This window comes from Psychrobacter phenylpyruvicus DSM 7000 = NBRC 102152 (assembly GCF_000685805.1).
Classification (GTDB): Bacteria; Pseudomonadota; Gammaproteobacteria; order Pseudomonadales; family Moraxellaceae; genus Psychrobacter; species Psychrobacter phenylpyruvicus.
Map to the genome: position 1 here is coordinate 123,236 of NZ_JMKP01000003.1, position 23,464 is coordinate 146,699.

Genomic DNA, 23,464 nt, shown 5'->3' on the forward strand with positions numbered 1-23,464 from the left:
AAAAAAGACGCTAAGTTATTTAGCGTCTTTTTTTGTTTGATTATTATTCATTTAGATATAGCTCAGCCATGCCATCCAACTGTGATTTAACTTCTTTCCAGTTTGGCATCACTTGAGTCAGTAGTCGCCAAAATTTATCACTGTGGTTGTGCTCCGCAATATGACACAACTCATGCAATATCACGTAATCAATACATTCCTTAGGCGCTTTAACCAAGTGCGGATTCAGTACTAGATTACCTTGAGTGGAGCAGCTTCCCCATTGTTTTTGCATAGACAGTAATTTAAATGATGGCGTACCTTCTACCCAGTCGGCCTTAGGTAGCATCGCCAGTAAGCGCTCATGAAACACCACTTTGGCCTTTTGCTGATACCAGTTATCTAATAGCTTCTTAACTTTGGTGGCTCGGTTTGAAGGCTCTTGAACTAGACTAACATTGAGCTTACCACGATACAGTTTGACGCTTTCAGCTTGCTCCGGGTCAATTCTTACTTTTAGCACATATCTGCGACCCAAGTAAAATTGAGTTTCACCGCTGACATAACGTTTAGGCAGCACATTGCTTTTCTGATTGGAAAAGTCTTGCAGGTGTTGCCATATCCAGCTAGATTTTTTAACAACTGAGGCTTGAATAAATGCTTCTGTAGCTTCAATAGGCGCAGTGACTACCACCCGCTGATCCGGATGTACTTTAATACGTAATTTACGGCTATTGGGCTTACGCACTACCTGATAATCAATAACCTGTTGTCCGTAATGTAGCTTGGCGTTGTAACAGCTGTCTTTCATTATTTGCCTCGTGACAAACCAAGGCGTGCAATATTAATCACTTCTTTTGCCAGTTTTTTGGTATTGTCTATCCCAATCTCCCGGAATAATAGCTTCAGCATGCCTAAGTTGATGTCATTCTCCATTTGTGAGGGGTTTAATGAATTCTCTGTGACAGCAGTATTTACTAAGTCGTCTATCTTGAAGGCATAGTCGACTAGTACTTCCTCATTTAAATCATTTTCTTGCAGATAATTACTACCAAATAAATGTTTGAATAGACCAAAATAAGCCTGAGCATGCTTATTATGCGTTCCTGACTGGTCAACAAAACTATTGGGTACATCAGGCACCTTACGGGCTTTGACATCTTGCTCAAAGTCGGCAAACATCATGTACTGTTTAACAGGCGCATCAAACATGGCCTTAGCTTCTTCAATGGCTTGCTTTAATAACTTTGAGAAGTGCTCTTGGGCATAAGGATCATCTGCTAAGTCGACTTCAATCATCCTAGTCACTCGGCTGGTAATCTTATCGGTCTGGTTGCGCGCCTCATCATCACTTAGCTGCTCAGGCTTAATGTCTTTCCCCATATTACCGACCAGATAAGCGCCCTCAGGCTCTTTGACCTCAATACCGGCAATGTGCTTATTGAGAAGGTTGCGAATATCATCCTCGTACTCATCAAAGTTGATGGTCTCATTGGCATCTTCACGGACTTGTTTGCGTAGCTCAACGAAGGCTTTTAGGTCCTTTTTATACCGATCACGCTTGTTATCGAAGAAGCTGTCATCAAAATAAGATGCCGATTGTAGTGCCACTTTCATGGTGTTAGAAAATTCAGTTAATGCCGAATAAAAGTCATCTCGTCGTTTAAGGTTGGTATCCACCACGACACCGTCTCGCTGTTGCATTTTAGGCGATAAGGATTGACGTAGGGCATGACCATCTTGTTTATTAGGCACACCGTCAAACATAGCCCAAAGCTTCTTATGTAGCATGGGTAGCTTCTTGTACTCGGTCTCCATTGAGCTATACATACCTTTCAGGTCATCAATATCAAATCCGCCTTGGGTGCGTTCAGCTAAGTTTTGATAGTCCTCAATGGTGGTGTCTAACTCTTTTAGTATCCCTCGATAATCAATCAAATAGCCAAATTGCTTCTTGTTGTGTAGCCGGTTAACCCGAGCAATGGCTTGGATAAGGTTGTGGCTTTTGAGAGGTTTATCGATATAAAGTACGGTGTTTTTGGGTTCATCAAAGCCGGTAAGTAGCTTGTCTACTACGATCAAAATATCTGGACCATGGTCGGTGCTAAAGGCTTCGATGATATCTTTGGTATATTGCACATCGTCCATACCGTATTTGGGGGCGACATTATTTAGCCACCAGTTTTGGACGATATCTTTACTCTCTACATCGACCTCAGCATGACCCTCCCTAGTGTCAGGCGGCGACATGGCGACCACAGAGGTCACTTTACCTATGCTGTCCAAGGCTTGCTTATAGCGAATGGCTGAAGCTTTGGAATCGCATGCCAGCTGACCTTTTAGTCCTTGCTGCTTAAAGTTTTGGAAATGGTCTGAGATATCATGGGCAATCAGTTCAATACGGCCTTCGACTTGGTAAAGCTGTCCTTTTTTGGCAAATTTGCGCTTAAGGTCTGCCTTTTGTTCAGTGGTCAGCTCTTGGGTGATACGATCAAACCATTTATCGATGGCTGCATCGTTGGTATTTAGCTCTGGAATACGCTCTTCATACAATAAAGGGGTAACGGTCTTATCCGCCACTGCTTGCTGCATGGTATAAGAGTGAATAATCTTACCAAATTTATTTTCGGTCTTATCGTCTTTCAGCAGTGGCGTACCAGTGAAGGCAATAAAGGCCGCATGGGGTAATGCCTTTTGCATCATAATATTGTTGGCACCGTTTTGGCTGCGGTGACCCTCATCGACCAAGACGATAATATTTTTACTGGGGTTATAAAATTCAGGATATTGAGCTGCTGCCCCAAACTTGTTGATGATAGAGAAGATAATACGTTCGTTGCCTTGTCCTACTTTTTTAGCCAAATCACGACCTGATAAAGCTTTGGCTTTTGCCTTGTCTTTATCACTGAGTGCTCCAGCTGAGATAAAAGTGCGAGCAATTTGGTTCTCAAGATCAATACGGTCTGTGACCACAAACACTCGGCATTTTGCCAATTCATCAAGCCAAATTAGCGCTTTGGACAAGAACACCATGGTAAAGGATTTACCACTGCCGGTGGTATGCCAGATAACCCCACCTTCGCGGCTACCATCTTTGTCAAATTGACTAATGCGCTTTACTAAGGCTTTGATACCAAATACTTGCTGATAGCGAGCGATAATCTTGCCGGCACGACTGTCAAATAAAGTAAAGAAGCGGGTCATATCCAGCAGTCTATCAGGGCGTAACAAGCTAATAATAAGTCGGTCTTGGTCAGTGACCGCCAACTCCCCTGAGTTAATAAGCGATAAGTATTGCTCCTTATCATTGGGTCTACGTTGACTGAATAGGGTGTCAATCTGAGAGGAATCTAAACGGCTGTTTTTGAGGCATTGAAACTCAAGTTCATTAATCTCTTCCTCCTTCCACTTAGCCCAAAACTTATCAGGAGTGCCACAAGTGCCATATAAGCCCTCATAACCATTGATGGCTAATAATAGCTGACTATACGCGTACAAATGGGGAATGTACTTTTGACCTTGATTGCGAATATGTTGGGAAATGGCTTGGGCGTTGGTAGATTGGTGAGGATTATTGGAGTCTGGTCGTTTGGCTTCAATAACAACTAAAGGCAGGCCGTTTACGAAGCAGACAATATCAGGTATGACATTACCTGTGGCCTCAGCATTCTGTATTACCATTTCTTCGGTGACATGGTACTGGTTATTGTCAATATTATGCCAGTCAATAAGCTGAATAGTGGGTGAGGTCTTTCTGCCATCGATAAATTCGGTTACCCCAACGCCATAGAGTAGGGCGTCATAGATTATTTCGTTGGCTGTGTTTAGTCCTTGATTTAGGGCGGGATTAAGTTGTCCGATAATCTTATCAATGCTGGCGTCAGATAAATGATGCTGCTTGCCTTCAAAGGGAAAGGTTTGCTTTGCTAAGAACTCACGCAGTACCGGCAGTAGCATCACTTGATTGGTGCTTTTGGTCGTTGAATAAGCTTGTAGGTTACCTTTTGGGTCGCGCAGAGCCAAACACTGTGCTGGCGTGAGATAGGTATAACCCAATGTCATTAATAATGTTAAAGCAGGTATTTTGGCACTAAACTCTTCTCTAAAATTAACGGTTGGGTTGATATCCATATACGGCTCGTTTCAATATTTATCTTAAGTGAGGTGGGTAATTACTTATAGTTATTAATTTAATTGTAATCTAACAGGGTATTTAATCAATAGATAGCCAAGCTATATTTATCCATCTGTCAAACTAATATTAGTTAAATTATAATTAAATATACTATTAACTCTTATAGTATTTAATACTAAATTACTCATAGTGATAAGTTGAATATGAAGGGAGTATTTCATCTATATTCTATGAGAACGATAGATATAACAACAAATAGAATTTATTAATTACTAATATTTAAGGAGGTTGAAATGCAAGATGATTCAACTATGGGATGCTTAGCTGTTGTAATGAACATAATTTTGTTCTTTATTACAGGTACAATTAGTTATAACTTAGTGGAGCCGCATAGTTTTTTTGGAGTTTTATTTTTTTTAATAGTATGGTCCATTGTTCATTTTATTGGTCAGTATGTTATGGCATTTCTATTGGCAGGTTTGCTAGTTGTACTTGGTAGAAGTTAACTATTTGATAGATCAGTTGTCTTACTCATGAATGTTTTTAAATATTCATTAAGAACTTAGTTTGAAGTTTTAGTCAAAGAATAACCGCCAAGGTTGCGCGTTACCCTAAGGGCACTAAGCGTGGCGGTTATTTTGTAGCCAGAATAATCTAATCGCGACATTTCTTATAAGTAGTAAAAGAGTCGTTCCAATCAGCTTTTGTTTGCACGTCCTTATTTGGTAAGTATTTATACTCTACAGTATGGACAACAGGATCAGATTCGTAATTGAAAGCCCCGGTAACGCTTAGTAAGTTAGAAGAGTAGGGCGTTACTTTAATAACTTTAAAGCTCTGAGTTCCATTAGAAGAACCTTCATTATCACTTAGAAAAGCTTGGCTGCGACCTGTCTTAGGATATTCACACTCACCCCAAGAACCTTGATATTTCTTTGGAACAACACTGGATTGTTTGGAATAAACGTAAGAGCCATTAAAAGCTTTCTCAACGGAAGTACAATTATTTAAGCTTTTTAATTGAATTTCATTAGGCGTAAAAGAAACTTCAACTTGGCATCCTAAATTGGGTTGGTAGTCCAAGTAACCACTTTCTGGTACAGAAAACACAACGGCTTGATTGTCTTGGATAGGCTTGGCTTTACTGGCTATAACAAAACTTGAATCACCAATAAGATTGGCAAGAAATAGCTCATAATGTTTAGAGCCTTCGTAATTAAAACTGCTCAAATGTACTCTTTTATTGGTGCCGCTAACATAAGTGCCTTCTACTACAGGTGCCGCCATAGCAGTTAAAGGTAAAACAGAAAATAAAACTAATGCTTTCTTTAACATGTGACCCTCTTTAAAGGTATTAATTATTTAAATCGTTTTTTTAAATATTAAAAACTTAATTCATTATAACTCGCTTCTAACCTAAGCTCTTTAATAATATTTATTTGTTAAAGAGCTTTATATTTCAGACAAAGAAAAACCGCCAAGGTTGCGCGTTACCCTAAGGGCACTAAGCGTGGCGGTTATGTTAAATCCAGTTTAGTTAATTATTAATGTGGAGTCAATATATTTAGTCAAGAAGGTCTATAATATTTTTTTTAAATAAATTACTAATTATATCCATTTCAATTAAGGCTAGACCTTACCTAAGACAAAGCTTTAGATGCTAGTTACGAGTAAATTATAAGATTTTAGTTAAAATATTTTAATAATTAATTTAAGTAGTCTACATTGGTCCACAAAATTAATATTGCTTGTTTAACCAAAAAGTAGTGTAATGGCAGAAGTATATAAATACTATTGTAGAATATATTTATAAAAGGAGAGGGATATGAATAGTTCAAGAGAACGTAACTTAATAGAAAAAGCGTTTGGAATTAATAAACCTAAAGTTAAGTTAAGTCGTAATGGCAAACTATTAATTGATGAGCATGGTAATGTTAGATCTAACTACGATAACCCAGAAGTAAGAGCCAAAATAGAAAGCCAAATATCCATGCAAGCAAAAATGCATTCATTATTACCTGCCTATGAAGACAATTAATAGTGGCCATTCTGGTCATTCTTTTAATACTCTTACTTGGTTATAGAATTAATTCAGAAGTTGATGAAAAGAATTATAAACTGAAGCGAAGTGCTGGTTGGGTTTCTTATGTCATGCTAGGTGCTGATGGTGCAATTTCAGTCGGCATAGCTATCTCAGTATTAGCACTTATATATATTATTCTTTTATTTATAGGTAGCCTGCTATCGTTGAACATACTTAATTTAAGTTTGTTTGAGTCTCATATAACCACGCTTATCAATAACAATTACATAAAATTAATCTTCAGTCTTATAGTTTTGATAACGTCTCTTATCGTTAATGAAATACGTTTAAACCTATTAGACGCTACACCGGATTTAAGTGCTTTAAAAAAATTAGATGGCATGATGAACATCATAATAACAGCGCTTGAAAACGCTTCTTATCTTAAAATATCTCTTAGTTCAGGCAAAGTATATGTTGGGGTCTTACTTAAAGAAGACTTTACGAGTGGACCTGACGAAACCTTGATTATTCTACCCATGTTAAGTGGATATCGTGCTAAAGAAAACCTACATATGCACTTAGACTGTAATTATTTAGAGGTTTATCTAAAACATGGTATTGTTGAAAGAATACCTAAAGGTATCTGTTACAATCCAGAATGTGCTGATACGGCTTCAATGTTGATTCCTGTCAGCGAGATTGAGTCAATATCATTTTTTGATATCAATATATATCAGGATTTTAAGATAGGCGGTGACACTGTTGGTCAGTTTAGAGCTCTTCAAACACCCTAGCTATATTAACCTATACATTTTGATATTATGAATTACCTCGGCAGGAATAAGTAATAATCTAACTCAGATTCAATAAGTCCTTCTTATAAAATATCAAGCAACTAATGTTAAAGCAATTAGAAAGCTAATTAATGATTCGACGATATTTTAATCCTTACTTTTATGTTTAACATTGATGTAGGGTGCGCCTTGCGCACCATCAAGATTGTTATATTTATCGGTGCGTGGGACGCACCCTACCTATTAATCCGCCTTAACCCGTTTCTTACCCGTAAGAGCCTACTCATTTAACTCAATAATTCTAATTAATGCTGCAGATGTATTTTGTTACTGGTATGCCTTAGCTGTGGGTTATATAAACGCTAGTTAGTAATCTGATTCATTCCAATCACTATCTTCGGTATGAATAAGATACAAGCCTTCTTCATAGGGTGGTTCAATCTGCTTAATGTATTGCCTTAAGTTTTGTAGTTGCGATTTTGAGTAGCTTTGCATTGCTTTATTTATGGTGTTTTTATCGTCGGTGGCATAGCGCACAGGAATAGGATTAAAGTTTGGCCAAAATGGAAAGTCGAGTTCTTCGTAATTTTGGTACGATGCGACGGTAGGTAACATATCACCTACGTGAACGCCTTTAAGTTTAGAGCACTTTATAATTTTTATAGCAGGATATGAGCCAACCCCCTTGGTTAAATCTGTACTAACCGCAACCAAAGTTGGTTGAGTACTGATCACCAATCCGGGGTTTGAATCTGCTTGGAAATGCTTTTTAACATCCATCCAGTGAAAGAATGTCATGACGATAACGACAATAACAAAAGCTATCGACCTGATATCATAATACAATCCCACGATAGATAAAATGAACAGCAAGCATAAGAAGATACCTATAGTGGGACTGTGACGAAACCACACCAATGGTTTTACTTCAACATCGACAGGATTGGATGAAGTAGTATCGTTGCTTATTGTGGTTTTTTTATCCATCTGTTTGCCTTGAGTTAATGACCCTATCCAGCCACCTTAACTCTTTTCTTACCAGTCAAAAGCTGCTGCATCAAAGCCTTTTTCTCCTGCTGTAAATCAGCCAATTGCTGCTCAAGCACTTCTATCTCTCTGTCAGCATTGGTTAATACCGCGGCGATTTTTTGTTGTTCTTTAAGACTCGGTAAATCAAATAGGTAGTTTCCGAAGTCCTTTGTAGTAAAGCTTGCCTGATTAACTGCAGGTTTTGTAATTGAAGTTATATACGAATCATATTTAGAGGTCTGAGTCACCAAGTACAGATAAACAGGGTCTATTCTACTCAAATTTGGTTTAATCCTAAGAATATTAGTAGTATATATTGCTTCTGTATTATTAATTTTCTTATAAATACATGCTTTTCCTATTTGACTTAGACTATTTATAAAATTAACCAATAAATCTCCATTATCTAAAATATAGTTTGAAACATTAGCTCCTTGAGGATCTTCAAGATACCAGTACTTAAGCTCAGTATCGGTCGTATACTTTGGACCCATATTATTGGATCGAATTACAGCTATACCTATATTATTATTTTCAAGCTTTCTAGATAAACCGCTCTTCATCAAATCAAGGACTGTTTTTAACTGTACTTCCTCCCAATCCCCAGAAAAACGCTGACCCGAATCATTAAGCAAACGCTTTTGACCGGTAAGCAACTGTTGCATCAACGCCTTTTTCTGCTGTTTTCTGTTTTCAATCAAACGCTCAGTGGTATTAATCGCTTTATCCCAAGTGGTTAGGATTTCGGCTATTTTTTGTTGTTCGGGTAGTGGAGGTATATTTATATTTATAGCATCTAAATCAGTTCTATTGATTTTAGGCATTCCTGTGCGCATTGACATGGAAACGGCCGTTTTATAAAAGCTCTCACCCAACATATAGTAAAATAGATAGTCTATATTTAAATCTGCTTTAGCCCAAATTGGATACATATCTGCACTACATACCCCGCTAAAATCAGGCCTACATATTTTATTCAAGTTGGGTCGAATTTTAGAGTAAACAATAGCGTTTTTATCAAACTCATATTTACCAGACACTAGATTTAAGTCTGAACATTTTTTTGTTCCACTTAACTGTCCTGAGTTTGATGCAATATTTTCTGGTCCTATATGTAACATAGAAAGATAAGGTTCTTCTCTAGGATCAACTTGTCCATTGCCAACATAAGCAACTTCTTCAAAACGTTTAATCTGCCAGTCATTAGGCACCATAACCCAACTCCTTCAAAAAGCCTTCCATTTGAGTTTCAAGTTCAGCCATTTCAGCTTTAAGTGCCAAACGCTCTTGCCGCACTGCTTCTAAATCAATTTCAGCTTCTGGCTCAAAGGTATCAACATAACGAGGAATGTTTAAATTAAAGTCGTTTTCCGCTATTTCATCAAAGCTGGCAACATAAGCGTATTTATCAACAAACTCGCGGTTTTGATAAGTCTCGACAATTTTCTCTAAATTTGCTTCAGTTAATTTGTTTTGGTTCGAACCTGACTCATACTCACGGCTGGCATCAATAAACAGCACTGATTTATCCGCTTTATTCTTCTTAAAAACTAAGATTGCCGCAGGGATACCCGTACCAAAGAACAGCTTCTCAGGTAAACCGATTACCGCATCAAGTAAGTTCTCTTCAATCATCTGTTGACGGATTTTACCCTCGCTAGAACCACGGAACAGTACCCCATGAGGCACCACCACACCCATACGACCGGTATCATTTTTCAAAGTCTCGATCATATGGGTAATAAAAGCATAGTCGCCTTTGGTCTTAGGTGGTAGACCTCGGTGGAAACGACCATGCGGATCATCGGCAGCGTCTTCATAGCCCCATTTGCTCAGGGAGAAGGGCGGGTTGGCAGTCACCACATCGAACTGAAGTAGATTACCTTTGTCATCTAACAATAACGGATGACGCAGCGTATCGCCCCACTCAATACGGTGGTTGTCTTCCCCATGCAAAAACATGTTCATCTTTGCCAATGCCCACGTAGAGCCAATGGCCTCTTGTCCAAACAGCTCATAGTTTTTGGAGCCAGTAGACTTACGAACCATAGCGCCACATTTAATTAATAGTGAACCCGAACCGCAAGCTGGATCACAGATGGAATCACCTTCAACAGGCTCAAGTATTGTCGCTAATAGAGTCGATACCTCAGGCGGCGTATAGAACTCGCCAGCACTGGCACCAGAGTCAGCAGCGAAATGCTTAATTAGAAATTCGTAGGCATTACCGATAACATCTAAGCTACCCACACGTGAAGGGCTAAGGTTCATAACATCCTTACCGAAGTCTTCCAGCAAATGACGCAATAACTCGTTTTTCTTTTTCTCATTGCCCAAGCGGTCAGTGTTAAAGCTTATGTCTTGGAATACGTTTTTTAGCTTATTGCCATTGGCTTCTTCAATAGCATGTAACGCTTCATCGATACGCTGACCATTGCCCGGTTGGTGACGTTGCTCATATAGATCCCAGAAGCTTGCTCCTTTAGGTAACACAAAGCGTTGATTGTTCATCAGCTCCTTTACCAAGTCCGCATCGCCGTATTCCGCCATAAGCGTGTTGTATTCATCTCTATACACATCCGATAAATACTTCAAAAACAGCATGGTTAAGATAAAGTCTTTGTAAGTATCGGCACTGATAACGCCGCGGAAGGTATCACAAGCATTCCATACCGCTTTGTTAATCTCACTTTGTTTAATAGGTTCAGGGTTACTGGCAGAAGCATTTTTTAGGTCCAGCATGTTTGTTAGATCCTTTGGATTATTTTAAGAATAGGTGGTTAGGGAATATTGGGTTTAATTTAATTGATAATGGCATTAAGACAGTTGTCGGCATTCATCTTGATGTCCATGGGTAGCGATTGCGAGTAATCATTATTGACCACGCAAAAAAACTCAGTAATTAGCTCTTTATGTGTAAATTCATAATTTTTATTAATAAGTCCAACCTATAGTAGCGCCTCATCTAGTAGCGCCTCATCCAATTTAGAAGCAGCAAATGTCATAGGAGCCACCAGTAATCTGAGCGATAATAATATTACCTTTTTTATCAATAAGGTTCCTATAATGATGATTTATAGCAAAAAGGATACAGGAGACTTAGTCTATTAATATAATAAGCGACCCACCGGAATTAGTCTATCGCAATAGCCTGTCATACGACAATATACGTCGTCAAAACCACAATTAAAATTTAAAACGAACTACAAAATAAAATGAAGCAAAACTTAAATTTGTAATTGACTAAAATAACAATAATTTGTTTAATAAAAAGGCAAAAAAACAGTCTAACAATAGGGAAATTAACCTCCCAACTTTTATCTACACATACTTAGAAGGAATTTGACGTGTATATTAAGCCTACCTTAGCTTCATTTACTACCAAACTTATCCCACTAGGAGCGATGATTGGAAGTGCGTTATTTTCTATATCTGCTCAAGCTTATGAGGACGACTGTAAACCACCTAAGTCTAGCTACGCAGAAGTTGATTGTACCGAAGATGGCAACTATTTCATTGCTAAGGATAAAAACTATAATTATCAAGCCTTGTTAAATAAGCAAGGGAAGGTTGTTGCTAGTTTAAAAGGCTATGATTCTGTAAGCTGGACTGTCAGTGATGGGGTATTAGCGGTCATGAAAAATGACAAGGTGGGCTATCTCAACACCCAAGGCAAACTCGTAGTACCGACCATCTATGATAACCTGATTGACCCCGATGACAAGTATGATGAAACTTGGTCAAATGACGCTTCTGAAGGCCGTATCGTCGTCGCCAAAAATGGTAAATATGGCATCATTGATACCTCAAACAAGGTAATCCTGCCTTTTAACAGTAAATACAGCTTTATCGATGGCGTAAACGAAGGCATGGCACTGGTGCAGTCGCAATCCGGTAAATATGGTTTTATCGATAAAAACGGTAAAGAAGTGATTCCTCCTAAGTTTCAAGGTACCAATGGTCACTTCGGCGGTTATTATGGATTCCAGCAAGGACTGGCTGGCATGTATGATGGCAAAAAATGGGGCTATATCACTAAGAGTGGTAAAGTCGCGATACCTTTTATCTATGATGAGATTAGACCTTTTAGCGAAGGTCTAGCTGGCGTGCTAAAAAATGGCAAGTGGGGCTTCATCAATGGCGCCAATAAAACCGTTATCCCATTCCAGTATTCAGATAAAAACGTTCAGCGTTACAGCGTAAACTATATGGGAGCCAACTACTTTATATTCCGTGACGGTGTTGCAGAAGTGGCTACCATAAATGACCAAGATATTTGCATCAACAAGTCTGCTAAAAAAGTGGCTTGTCGTAACTGATATAGGTAGCTATACAAAGCAGTTATTGCAAACAAAACTTTAAAAAACCTCTTACTTAGGTTAAGAGGTTTTCTGGTTTTTGGGCGTTTGTTGCTATTAGCTTTTTTTGCTACAGCAACCTTATTGATACGAATAGTTATGATTGTAGCAATGAAATATCCATATACTGGGAGCAATAAACGCAATAGGGTGAATAACTTAGTTGTATTAACCAATTAAGTTATTTAACCAAACAATTAAATATTAAAATTTAAGGATTTTACGTGATGGCCAAGTTAACAATGACCAATATGAAACACAAAACTTTAGCCGCAGCAGCATTGGCAGCGACCATGATGCTTCCTTCTGTGGGCGCACAAGCTGCAAATGAGGATCTTAATGAAGTTTGCGTTGATATTGCCAGCTTGGCCGGTAACATCATGGATGATAGACAAAATGGTGTTTCTAAAGCTCAAGTTACCAAGAAGACCAGTAGCGATAACGAAGCTTACCAAACCTTAGCGAAGAACATCATCGCTGAAGCGTACAAAGTGCCACAAGCTAAGTCAGCAGCGGATAAAGATAAGCAAGTAGATAACTTCATCCGTCAGTACTACAATAAGTGTGCTAAATAATAAGCTTGCCACATAAGCCAATAGCCAGCTAAGTGGTTGTTCGGCAATAAAATACAAAAACCCAGTGTGATAATCGCACTGGGTTTTTTATTGTTTGGTCTTAATTGATTAATCGATGGGCATTAACCGCCAGGACAGATACTCTCACAAGGCACCCCATCTTTGTCACCGTCTAAGCGGGTATTGCCACAAGCCAATTGCCACTTAGCTTCCTCGCAAGAGCTCATTTGTGAGCAGGTCTTTTTTATCATAGAGCCACAATCTAAAGAACTTGCTGCGTTGCTAGAGGGTACTACTGGTGCTGAGAGTAAGGCACTTGGCTGACTAGTACTTCGGTTAGGGTTTTGATTGGGGTTGGTCGGAGTATTAGATAAGCTACTGTGCTCAGCAGTACGTCGTCCGTTCATAGTACAGTTGCTGCCCTCGACTGGATATAGGGTATTATCAAATTGATAAGTACCCTGTTTACCCCGTCGATAATCCCAAGGGGCAGTTACTAAGGCATTGGCCCAAAGTCCAAGCGCTTGCTGGCGGGCATTAACCTCGGCGTTGGCATAAGTAAAGCGGTCACGCTCAGGCTGACTGTTTTGATACTGCTTATAATGCCAAGCAGCTCCTTGTTTAATCTGATTTAGGTTGCAGTCAACGCCATTGGCTCGCACCTTACCAAGCAAACGTTGATAGCGATCTTGTTCAAACCATTCTACGCTGACTTGTCCTTGACTGACGCACTGCTGCAAGGTTTGGGTGCTATAAGCTCCATGCGTTTGATTGGACTCAGGCGCATCAATACCCAACAGTCGAATACGCTCAGACGCACCTTTAGTTGGAATAATCTCAATAGTGTCGCCGTCAATAACGCGCACACTCTTGGCAACAATCACATTGCCGAGAATTGGGCATTCGGAATCAGCAGGCTGTGTCCTGTGTTCTATGCTATCTATATTTGAGCCATCTATATTTGCACTGTTTATAGCTTTGCCGTCTAGAGCTGGTCGGTCTGTGCTATTTAAAATCTCTGAGCTGTCTATAGCGGTAGTGGCACTATTATTGTAGGTTAACGCAGATGAGTGGGTTGAGATTGGGGTATCGCCATTGCCCTCGCAGCCCACTATCAGTATGGCCGCTGTCATTAAAGCGAGGGTAAGGTTGAGGGTAGGTGTCTTAAGTCCTGGTAAGTCAAAAGGCATCTTGCTAATACCTCTATCGAATACGATTATCTTCTGTTTTCAATATCTTGCTATTCAATGTATCTCTAGCAAAAGGCTGGTTAAAGTAAGTCAATTTAACGGCTGGGTAGCTGTGAACTAATTAAGCTTGGTGTAATTGCCGCTTTTAGTATAGTCACCTTTTAGAGTGTTATTGCCCTGACATAATACGCTAAGCGCTTCAGGGTTATTGCTGTCTACGCTCAAGATATTGTCTTTAAATCGGAAAAATATCAGCCCTTTATCATGCTTAATATTAAGATTAGTGCCATCGGTATGCGTGGTAATATTGCTAATAGGAGCGGTATAAACCATGCCATGCAACGCATCTTGACCCATAAGAGTGGCCAGACCTTGGTAGCGGCAAGAAGTTTGGTCGGCTTTGGTATCGGTAGATTGGTTGCTTAAGTTTATTTTGATTTCTTTGGCAGGCATTGCCATACCCGTTTTGGTCACTTCAACGATCAGTTGGGTGGCGGCTGGGCTATCCACTTTGACATAACGACCCATTGGCAGAACCGGGCTGGCTGCAGACTGTAGCTGAGTGGGTTTTGGCTGGTCTGGTAGGCCCACTTGCGAGTTTGGCTGTACATAACAAGAGGTTAAAGAGCTGGTGCATAAAGCACTTAGCATTAACACTTTGATAACTGCCATTGGGGTCAGAATTGAGTTCATAAATATACCGCCTTGAATGCTATACATAGCTTAATTGCGATTTGTAACTTCCTTGCTACAAATAAATTCCAATCACTGTTCATTAACACAAGTGCTTATCAATATTATGCGGATAAAAACAATTATTACAAGATTTAACACAGAAAAATATGCTGATTATGCCACAAATTCACTTATTTTGAAAATTGCTTTTGCTTATTGTTTTTATATTCCAATTATTCACATAGATAGCCTTAATGGTTATTAAACATCATATACCGAGGCTGTTAGCATAGACAATATTAACTAATCAAAAAATATGAAACACCCAATAACGCTTCTCAAGGATATAACTCATGGCGATAACCCTTAAATTCGGCGAAACTCCTTTTACTAAGGCAGCCAAGTTGGCCTCTATCACTACAGTGGCGACTTTAGCTTTAGGTTTAACCGCCTGTAATAATCAAAAAAACGACACAGCAACAGACAGCACTGACGGTGCAACGGCCAGTACCGAAGGCCAAGATATTGAGCTGTTAAACGTCTCTTATGATGTGGCTCGTGACTTCTATAAAGAATACAACCCATTGTTTGTCAAGCATTATAAAGAGCTGCATCCAGGGGCTAATATCAGTATCAACCAGTCACATGGTGGCTCAAGTAAGCAGGCGCTATCAGTGGCCAATGGGCTTCAAGCTGATGTGGCGACCATGAACCAAGGCTCTGACATTGAGCTACTACAGAAAAAAGGCTTAGTTGCAGACAATTGGACCGAAGCATTCCCGGATTACTCAGTACCTTTTACCAGTACCATTGTCTTCTTAGTGCGTAAGGATAACCCAAAAAATATCAAAGATTGGGACGACTTAACCAAGCCAGGCATTGAGATTGTGATGGCCAATCCAAAGGTAACCGGTAATGGTCGTTATGCGTTCTTAGGCGCCTATGGTTATGGGCTGCATACTTTTAATAAAGATGAAGACAAGACCAAAGCCTATGTCAAAGATTTATTAAAGAACGTAAAAGTCTATGAAAATGGTGGCCGAGCTGCGACCACGACCTTTGTTCAGCGTAATATTGGTGATGTGTTAATCACTTTTGAAAACGAATCAAACTTAGCCACCACTCAGTTTGGTAAAGGCCAAGTAGATATCGTTTATCCTAATTATTCTATTAAATCAGAAAGCCCTGTGGCAGTAGTCAATGCTGTGACTGATAAAAAAGGCACCACTGAAGCTGCAACTGAATACCTAAAATATCTGTGGAGTGATGAGGCGCAGCAGTTGGCCGCAGATCTATACCTACGTCCAAGCGTACAGTCAGTATTAGAGGCCAACAGGGATAAGCTACCACCAGTAGATACTTTCCGTCCTAACGATGTCTTTGGCACGTGGGATGAGATCATGGATACTTTCTTTAGCGATGGTGGTGTGTTTGATCAGTTAGCTATTAATGCTCCTAAATAAGGGCAGACCTTAACAAAAAACCTTGTTGTACCAAATTGGTCAAAGCTTGTCTTTACTTAACACCTAACAGTGAGCTTTGATTAATACCCTGCAGTGCGCTCAGGCGGTTATCCCTCTTAAGATAACTTGCCTTGGGGCACTGCTTTTTTTTGTTTAAATTTCCATGCTTTTAATGACTTTACTGCAGCCAAGACTCAACAGTTTCTATATTCCTATATCTCATTAAGATAGATTTATTAATCACTAAATACAATAAGGGGCGACTGTTAGCATGAGCATACTTAAGTCGACAAACACTTATCTGGCTTGTATTAGGAAAAATAACTCATGGCTAATAGCAAACACTCCAATCGCATATACCGCAATAAATCATATTTGGCTTCTGCTCACTTGCCAGCCTCCTTAAGGCAGTGGGGCACCTTAGTTGGCCTAGCCACTTTAACATTAGCTTTAAGCGCCTGTGGTAATCAAAAGCAGCAAAGCACAGTGACCAATGCAGATGGCAGCGTCACCACTATTGAGAATAAAAATGTGCAACTGCTTAACGTGTCTTATGACATCTCTCGCGATTTTTATAAAGAATACAACCCGCTTTTTGTGAAGCATTATAAAGCGGCGCACCCAGGCAGCAACATAAGCTTAAGTCAGTCGCATGGGGGCTCCAGTAAGCAGGCGCTATCCGTGGCCAACGGGCTTCAAGCCGACGTGGCAACCATGAACCAAGGCTCTGACATTGAGCTGCTACAAGACAAGGGCTTAGTTGCGGATGATTGGAGCCAAGCTTTTGCCAATAATGCAGTGCCTTTTACCAGTACCACAGTGTTTTTGGTTAGAGAAGGCAACCCTAAGCAGATTAAAGACTGGGATGATTTGGCTAAGCCTGGGGTGGATATTGTCATTGCCAATCCCAAAGCATCTGGCAGTGGCCGTTATAGCTTCTTAGGCGCTTATGGTTATGGCTTGCATCAGTTCAATAACGACGAAGCAAAAACCCAAGCCTATATAAAGCAGCTGCTTAACAATGTGAAGGTTTATGAAAACGGCGGCCGTGCTGCGACCACGACCTTCGTTCAGCGTAACATCGGTGATGTGCTAATCACTTTTGAAAACGAAGCCAATCTATCCGCGACTAAGTTTGGTAAAGGTCAGGTGCAGATTGTATACCCAAGTTACACCATTCAGTCTGAAAACCCTGTGGCAGTAGTCAATGCAGTGACTGACAAAAAAGGCACCACTGAGGCGGCCACCGAATATCTACAGTACTTGTGGAGCGATGAGGCGCAGCAAGTGGCTGCTAACAACTACTTGCGACCAAGTAACCCCAGTATCTTGGCGGCCAATAGCGATAAGCTGCCACCCCTTGATACGTTCCGTGCCAATGAGGTCTTTGGCAGCTGGGATGAGATTATGAATAAGTTCTTCAAAGAAGGGGGTGTATTTGATCAACTGGCTATAAATCAGGTTAAAAGTTAAGTCGTAACCCGTTAAATAGGCTAACTAGCTGAGCTATATTCCTTTTATTCACTACGATAGCCTTATTCATCATTAAACTTACTAACTAACCCCTGTTAGCATGATGAGCATCAATAAAACCGCCGTATTTTGGCTCTAGCAGTAGCAAACTTTAATAAAAGCAGTGAGATATCCATGACCCAGCAGACCACATCGACAGCGACTCCCGTACGCCAACGCTCTTGGTTAACCAAGCTGCGTCAACGTAATGTGCTACCTGGCTTTGGATTATCTATGGGGATTACCGTTCTCAGCTTATCGCTGTTGGTTATCTTACCCTTTGCGATGATGGCGTATACCACCACCCAAATGGGTTGGACTGGATTTATAGAGGCCATTAGCCAAGCCCAAGTTAAGGCGGCCATTATCTTGTCCTTGAAGATGTCGTTTTATGCGATGTTAACCAACATGGTTTTTGGCACCTTAGTTGCTTGGGTATTAGTACGCTATGACTTCTTTGGGAAATCTTTGATCAATGCTTTGGTAGATTTGCCTTTTGCCCTGCCCACAGCGGTTACTGGTATCTCATTGGCTACCTTGTATGCCCCAAATGGCTTGATTGGTCAGTTCTTTGACAAGATTGGTATTCAGGTAGCTTTTACACCGATTGGTATTTGGTTGGCGCTGGTGGTAGTGAGCTTCCCTTTTATTGTTCGTGCTGTACAGCCGGTATTAGAAGAGCTGTCGGTGGAATATGAAGAGGCGGCTGCGGTACTTGGTGCCAATCGTTTGACTACCTTTCGTACCGTAATCTTGCCTGAGCTGTTCCCAGCACTATTGATGGGGGCGGGCATGATGTTCGCTCGTGCCACTGGGGAGTATGGTTCGGTGATCTTTATTGCTGGTAATATTCCGATGCAGTCGGAGATTTTACCGCTGATTATTATCAGTAAGCTTGAGCAGTTTGATATCCAAGGGGCTTCTGCAGTGGCGTTATTTATGCTGATGATCTCTTTTGTGATCTTATTGTCTATTAACTTACTGCAGTGGCGTTTATCGCGCCGTGTTGGGGCTAAGTAGGCCGACTCAGTTTTGTAGTACCAAGCTAAACCCAGCCTATTGAACAATTAGAATATTAAAATCAGGACCGCATTATGCAAATCTCTAATGATTACAACTATCAGGACAATGCCGCTACACGTGATGCGCCTTGGGTGCGCGCCTTGTTTATTGGTGTCGCGTCGATATTTATGGTTGTGATGTTGGTCATTCCCTTAATGGCGGTATTCTATGAAGCTTTTAAAGGAGGTTGGGAATTATATGTTGCTGCTTTGGTCGAGCCTGAAGCTGTGTCGGCTATCAAGCTAACTTTGCTGACAGCGGCCATTGTATTACCAATCAACATTATCATGGGGTTAGCGATCGCATGGCTAGTAACCCGTTATCAGTTTAAAGGTAAGCAGCTGGTGACTACCTTATTGGATTTGCCGTTTTCAGTGTCGCCTGTGGTTGCCGGTCTAATGTTTGTGCTGTTATTTGGTCTTAACTCAACCGTTGGCGGCTGGCTTGAGTCAATGGGCATCCAAGTTATCTTTGCGGTACCCGGTATTGTGCTAGCTACTTTATTTGTTACCTTTCCCTTTATTGCTCGTGAATTAATCCCTTTAATGCAGTCTCAGGGCGATAGTGAGGAGCAAGCGGCGTTAACCTTGGGGGCTTCAGGCTGGCAGGTTTTCTGGCATGTGACTCTACCCAATATTAAATGGGCACTGCTTTACGGCATTATCCTGACCAATGCCCGTGCTATGGGTGAATTTGGTGCAGTTAGTGTGGTCTCAGGGCATATCCGCGGTGAAACCAACACCATGCCTTTATTAGTTGAGATTGCTTATAACGAATATAACTTTACCGCCGCTTTTGCGTTATCGAGCTTATTGGCAGGCTTGGCATTATTAACCCTAGTGGTACAGCAAATCATGAGTAAGATGCAGGCACGTAAATACGCCAAAGGCATCAATCGCGAGGCTATTGCAGCGCCGAAGCTTGTAGTAAAGGCAACCAAACCCAAAGCAGTTACCGTCTCTAGTAATAGCAATTCGTAAGCTGCGTATCTAGCACTATATATTTGATTTGACCCTATTAAGCTATAAGTCCTATATTAAACTTTAAGCTTTATCAAAAAATAAAGAGTATAAACATGAGCATCGATATTCAAAACGTCCATAAAAGCTTTGGTAACTTCGTAGCCTTAGAAGACATTTCATTAACTGTGCCGACCGGTAAGCTGACCACATTACTGGGTCCTTCAGGCTGTGGTAAGACCACTTTATTGCGTATTATCGCCGGTCTTGAATATGCTGATAGTGGCCGAATATTATTTGATGGGGTGGATGTGACCGATACTCCAGTACAAAAGCGTCAAATTGGCTTTATGTTTCAGCACTATGCTTTGTTTCGTCATAAAACCATTGCTGAGAATATCGCTTTTGGTTTAAAGCTATTGCCAAAGGATCGTCGCCCAAGCAATACCGATATAAAAAAACGAGTGGACTATCTATTAGAGCTGGTACAGCTACCAACATTGGCCAATGCATATCCACACCAACTTTCAGGCGGTCAACGTCAGCGTATTGCTCTGGCTCGTGCTTTAGCCGTTGAACCGAAGCTATTATTATTGGATGAGCCATTTGGGGCGTTAGATGCTAAGGTGCGTAAAGAGCTGCGTACTTGGCTGAAGAACATTCACCATGAGCTTGGAGTGACCAGTATTATGGTAACTCACGACCAAGAAGAGGCCCGTGATGTGTCTGATGAGATTGTGGTTATGAATCATGGTTCAGTAGAGCAGATTGGCAGCCCAGAAGAGTTGATTGCCAATCCTTCCAGTGAGTTTGTGGCAGACTTCTTGGACTTGGTATAACTGCTAAGGCTTATTAATTAATGCTTAGTAATATTAAAAAAACCTGAGACATGTCTCAGGTTTTTTTGGTTTTAGTGGCTTTTAACATTGGCTCTTAACGCAGTAATATTACAGGGGATGTGGTCTTGGTCAATAGCTTAGTGGTGGTACTGCCCACAAAGAAGCGACGCCACTTAGAATGACCATAAGCGCCGATAATAAACATACTGATGTTATGGTCATTACGGAATGCGGTTAAAGCACTAACCACATCAGGATAGTCCATCTTAGTGCTGTCAATAAGGTGCGCAGTAATATTAAAGCCGGCATCACTCATTTTCTTTTGTGCTTTATACAGCTCGTTTTCATTAATGGTGTCTTGGTGACCTACCATAACAATATGGCCGACTAAGTTTTTGGCGATTTCATTTTTACAAATAATATCTACCGCTTTTTTTGAGGTTTCGCTGCCATCAAAGGCCACCATAAAGGATTCTGGAGTAATAAATCCATCTGAACAAACTAAGATGGGACGATTGACAGCACGCACCACGCTTTCAATTTGGCTACCAATATTAACGTAATCATTTTGATGGTCTTTACCGCGGCGACCCAAAACGATAATCCGGCTTTCATTGGCATGATGCTCAATAGCGGGTAACAGCTTACTACGGCGTAGATGACTATAGACATTCGCTTGAGGGTAGGAGATTAAAATGTGTGCTTTGGCATCTTGCAATAAGGCTTCACCATGTTGGTTGGCGATGCGTGCTGTTTGCTCATCAAGTGAGGTAAGCTCTTGCAATAAACTGTGACGACTGTCCATACCTATAGCACCACTTAAGTCGTGACGGTAGGACTTAGGAACATCGATAACGTGTAATAGACTTACGGATAGGTTTAACTCATTGGCATACCAAGCAGCATAATCACAAACAGACTTTGTCACATTTGAGCCATCGATACAGGCTAAAATGGTTTGGTCAGTTTTAAGGTTATTAGAGTTATTTGTGGCAGCGAAATCTGAATTAGGCATAATAATTTCCCTATTGTTTGTATATCTTGTACTTTTTACCTGCCTATCAATATAGATTTTAAAAAATTAATTATCAATAGTGATTTGGTTGCTTATTTGGCTGGTGCTAAATATCTTCTGGATCAATGTGGCGAATGGTTTCGATACACCACTGTGGCAGATCAGGGGCTAAGGCATACCACATCCAGGTTCCTTTGCGTTCACTGGTCACTAGGCCAGCTTTACGTAGGTGGCTTAAATGACGCGATATGGTAGGCTGCGGTTGTTGTAATTTTTCTATCAAATCACAAACGCAAATAGCGTCATGAGCGCTTATTTCTAATATCAATTTCAGTCGCGTTGGGTCAGACAAAGCCTTGAAGAAAGTGACGGGCTGCATGTTTTATCTCGGTGTTTTTTACAAAGTTCAAATGAATTTAAATTACATAAATTCAAATATTGTGTAACTAGGTCTATATTCGTTTATCCGAATATAATATAATAACTTGAACCAATTCCTTAATCATATTAGCACATTAACTCTAAACGAGAGAGGTTCCATGCTTGTCGCTGCATTAATATTTATCATTACCCTAGTGTTTGTTATTTGGCAACCAAAAGGACTAGGAATCGGTATTAGTGCCAGTATAGGTGCGCTGGTGGCTCTTCTCACCGGCGTTATATCTCTACATGATATCCCTGTGGTTTGGGACATAGTTTGGAACGCTACTTTTGCTTTCATTGCCATTATCATTATTAGCTTATTGCTCGATCAGGCTGGATTCTTTGAATGGATAGCGTTACATGTAGCACGTTTCGGTGGCGGCAGTGCTCATAAGCTGTTTGTGCTTATTGTGCTACTAGGTGCTGTGGTAGCTGCTCTGTTTGCTAATGATGGGGCTGCATTAATCCTAACGCCTATTGTGATAGCGATGTTGGTAAAAATGAGGGTGTCAGCAGCGACCACTTTGGCATTTATTATGGCCGCGGGGTTTATTGCCGATACTGCGAGTCTGCCTTTAGTGGTCTCAAACTTAGTAAATATTGTATCGGCCGACTTCTTTAACATAACCTTTGACCGTTATGCACAAGTGATGATGCCAGTGAATATCGTCTCTGTTATCAGTTCTTTGGTAGTGTTATATCTATTCTATCGGCGTGATATCCCTCAGCATTATGATGTGGCCAGTTTGCCTGATCCGGTTAGCGCTATCAAAGACCCAGCAACTTTTTATATGGGCTGGCTAGTATTGGCGGCTTTATTGCTAGGGTTTTTTGTATTAGAGCCGATGGGGATTCCTATCAGTGCTATTGCTGGGGTAGGGGCGGCTACCTTGCTGATTACTGCCTTAATCAACCATAAGTTGTCTGTGCCTACAGTGCTAAAAGAAGCCCCTTGGCAAGTGGTGATATTTTCACTAGGCATGTACTTGGTGGTGTATGGGCTTAAGAATGAAGGGCTAACCGCTTACTTAACAGTGGCCCTAAATGCCTTGGGCGAGCAGGGGCTGTGGGCCGCTACTATTGGCACTGGCTTTATGTCTGCAGGACTGTCTTCAGTGATGAATAATATGCCCACAGTGCTGATTCAATCGTTAGCGATAGCCGATAGTACTCAGCCGGATACTATTACCCAAGCGATGGTTTATGCCAACGTGATAGGCTCGGACTTGGGACCGAAGATTACCCCAATCGGATCTTTAGCGACTTTGTTATGGTTGCATGTGCTGGCAAGTAAAGAAGTGGTTGTCACTTGGGGCTATTACTTTAAGGTAGGCATTATCCTAACTGTGCCTGTATTGTTGGCAACCTTAACGACGTTGGCACTATGGCTACCTATTATCAGCTAGCTATTATTTGTAAGTTATTCTCAG

At 40.7% G+C, this 23,464-nt stretch carries 21 protein-coding genes; 11 read left to right on the plus strand and 10 right to left on the minus strand.

All coding sequences use genetic code 11. The annotated features are described in order from the left end of the window. Positions 1 to 43 precede the first annotated feature (43 nt). Together G561_RS0102025 and G561_RS0102030 are read right to left on the minus strand one after the other, a co-directional pair. A complete protein-coding gene (locus G561_RS0102025; protein WP_028858069.1) occupies positions 44 to 790 on the minus strand; it encodes a M48 family metallopeptidase in 747 nt (248 codons plus the stop codon). After that, positions 790 to 4,110: a type I restriction endonuclease subunit R gene (locus G561_RS0102030; protein ID WP_028858070.1), complete on the minus strand. Its 3,321-nt coding sequence runs from the start codon at positions 4,108 to 4,110 to the stop codon at positions 790 to 792. Before G561_RS0102030 ends, G561_RS0102025 begins: the two co-directional genes overlap by 1 nt. 297 nt (positions 4,111 to 4,407) lie before the next feature. On the opposite strand from G561_RS0102030, the gene G561_RS0102035 reads away from it, so the two are divergent. After that, on the plus strand, positions 4,408 to 4,620 hold the full coding sequence (locus G561_RS0102035; protein ID WP_028858071.1) for a hypothetical protein: 213 nt from the start codon (positions 4,408 to 4,410) through the stop codon (positions 4,618 to 4,620). Between the two features lie 148 nt (positions 4,621 to 4,768). Here G561_RS0102035 and G561_RS0102040 read toward each other — a convergent pair whose 3' ends face one another. Continuing rightward, positions 4,769 to 5,449: a hypothetical protein gene (locus tag G561_RS0102040; RefSeq protein ID WP_028858072.1), complete on the minus strand. Its 681-nt coding sequence runs from the start codon at positions 5,447 to 5,449 to the stop codon at positions 4,769 to 4,771. Between the two features lie 490 nt (positions 5,450 to 5,939). Between G561_RS0102040 and G561_RS0102045 the strand changes: the two genes are divergently transcribed. Continuing rightward, positions 5,940 to 6,152, plus strand: a complete 213-nt coding sequence (locus G561_RS0102045) for a hypothetical protein (protein WP_028858073.1) — start codon at positions 5,940 to 5,942, stop codon at positions 6,150 to 6,152. A 2-nt stretch (positions 6,153 to 6,154) separates the two neighbouring features. Continuing rightward, on the plus strand, positions 6,155 to 6,934 hold the full coding sequence (locus G561_RS0102050; RefSeq protein WP_028858074.1) for a hypothetical protein: 780 nt from the start codon (positions 6,155 to 6,157) through the stop codon (positions 6,932 to 6,934). Between the two features lie 366 nt (positions 6,935 to 7,300). Here G561_RS0102050 and G561_RS0102055 read toward each other — a convergent pair whose 3' ends face one another. From G561_RS0102055 to G561_RS0102065, 3 genes are read right to left on the minus strand one after another with little or no spacing between them, the layout of a single operon-like run. Next, positions 7,301 to 7,921 carry a DUF3239 domain-containing protein gene (locus G561_RS0102055; RefSeq protein ID WP_028858075.1) on the minus strand — a complete coding sequence of 207 codons (621 nt, stop codon included), beginning with the start codon at positions 7,919 to 7,921 and terminating at the stop codon, positions 7,301 to 7,303. A gap of 23 nt (positions 7,922 to 7,944) precedes the next feature. Continuing rightward, the gene (locus G561_RS0102060) at positions 7,945 to 9,177 is read right to left on the minus strand and encodes a restriction endonuclease subunit S (RefSeq protein WP_028858076.1); all 1,233 of its coding nucleotides are present in this window, start codon (positions 9,175 to 9,177) and stop codon (positions 7,945 to 7,947) included. Continuing rightward, on the minus strand, positions 9,167 to 10,705 hold the full coding sequence (locus G561_RS0102065) for a type I restriction-modification system subunit M (RefSeq protein WP_051584319.1): 1,539 nt from the start codon (positions 10,703 to 10,705) through the stop codon (positions 9,167 to 9,169). Before G561_RS0102065 ends, G561_RS0102060 begins: the two co-directional genes overlap by 11 nt. A gap of 605 nt (positions 10,706 to 11,310) precedes the next feature. On the opposite strand from G561_RS0102065, the gene G561_RS0102070 reads away from it, so the two are divergent. Both G561_RS0102070 and G561_RS0102075 read left to right on the plus strand, forming a co-directional pair. Further along, complete coding sequence (locus G561_RS0102070; protein ID WP_028858078.1) at positions 11,311 to 12,282, plus strand: WG repeat-containing protein; 972 nt, start codon at positions 11,311 to 11,313, stop codon at positions 12,280 to 12,282. Positions 12,283 to 12,548: 266 nt separating this feature from the next. After that, entirely contained in the window at positions 12,549 to 12,896 is a 348-nt protein-coding gene (locus G561_RS0102075) for a hypothetical protein (protein ID WP_028858079.1), read from the plus strand. A 122-nt stretch (positions 12,897 to 13,018) separates the two neighbouring features. Here G561_RS0102075 and G561_RS14910 read toward each other — a convergent pair whose 3' ends face one another. Beyond that, positions 13,019 to 14,086, minus strand: a complete 1,068-nt coding sequence (locus G561_RS14910) for a thermonuclease family protein (protein ID WP_051584320.1) — start codon at positions 14,084 to 14,086, stop codon at positions 13,019 to 13,021. Between the two features lie 117 nt (positions 14,087 to 14,203). Beyond that, a complete protein-coding gene (locus G561_RS0102085) occupies positions 14,204 to 14,779 on the minus strand; it encodes a hypothetical protein (protein WP_227674040.1) in 576 nt (191 codons plus the stop codon). A gap of 335 nt (positions 14,780 to 15,114) precedes the next feature. Between G561_RS0102085 and G561_RS0102090 the strand changes: the two genes are divergently transcribed. The 5 genes from G561_RS0102090 (at position 15,115) to G561_RS13780 (ending at position 20,596) form a co-directional block, all read left to right on the plus strand. Next, positions 15,115 to 16,224: a sulfate ABC transporter substrate-binding protein gene (locus G561_RS0102090; protein ID WP_028858081.1), complete on the plus strand. Its 1,110-nt coding sequence runs from the start codon at positions 15,115 to 15,117 to the stop codon at positions 16,222 to 16,224. Positions 16,225 to 16,551: 327 nt separating this feature from the next. Further along, positions 16,552 to 17,697 (plus strand): sulfate ABC transporter substrate-binding protein, encoded by a 1,146-nt coding sequence (locus G561_RS0102095; protein ID WP_081794339.1) that lies wholly within the window; start codon positions 16,552 to 16,554, stop codon positions 17,695 to 17,697. A 174-nt stretch (positions 17,698 to 17,871) separates the two neighbouring features. Continuing rightward, on the plus strand, positions 17,872 to 18,756 hold the full coding sequence (gene cysT, locus G561_RS0102100) for a sulfate ABC transporter permease subunit CysT (RefSeq protein WP_037031486.1): 885 nt from the start codon (positions 17,872 to 17,874) through the stop codon (positions 18,754 to 18,756). A gap of 74 nt (positions 18,757 to 18,830) precedes the next feature. Then, positions 18,831 to 19,778, plus strand: a complete 948-nt coding sequence (gene cysW / locus G561_RS0102105; RefSeq protein WP_028858084.1) for a sulfate ABC transporter permease subunit CysW — start codon at positions 18,831 to 18,833, stop codon at positions 19,776 to 19,778. A 95-nt stretch (positions 19,779 to 19,873) separates the two neighbouring features. Beyond that, on the plus strand, positions 19,874 to 20,596 hold the full coding sequence (locus G561_RS13780; RefSeq protein WP_081794340.1) for a sulfate/molybdate ABC transporter ATP-binding protein: 723 nt from the start codon (positions 19,874 to 19,876) through the stop codon (positions 20,594 to 20,596). A gap of 94 nt (positions 20,597 to 20,690) precedes the next feature. Here the strand turns inward: G561_RS13780 and G561_RS0102115 are convergent, their stop codons facing one another. Beyond that, positions 20,691 to 21,611 carry a universal stress protein gene (locus G561_RS0102115; protein ID WP_051584321.1) on the minus strand — a complete coding sequence of 307 codons (921 nt, stop codon included), beginning with the start codon at positions 21,609 to 21,611 and terminating at the stop codon, positions 20,691 to 20,693. 106 nt (positions 21,612 to 21,717) lie between these two features. Continuing rightward, positions 21,718 to 21,990, minus strand: a complete 273-nt coding sequence (locus G561_RS0102120) for an ArsR/SmtB family transcription factor (RefSeq protein ID WP_028858086.1) — start codon at positions 21,988 to 21,990, stop codon at positions 21,718 to 21,720. A gap of 160 nt (positions 21,991 to 22,150) precedes the next feature. On the opposite strand from G561_RS0102120, the gene G561_RS0102125 reads away from it, so the two are divergent. Further along, positions 22,151 to 23,440, plus strand: a complete 1,290-nt coding sequence (locus G561_RS0102125; RefSeq protein WP_028858087.1) for an arsenic transporter — start codon at positions 22,151 to 22,153, stop codon at positions 23,438 to 23,440. The last annotated feature ends 24 nt before the right edge of the window (positions 23,441 to 23,464 follow it).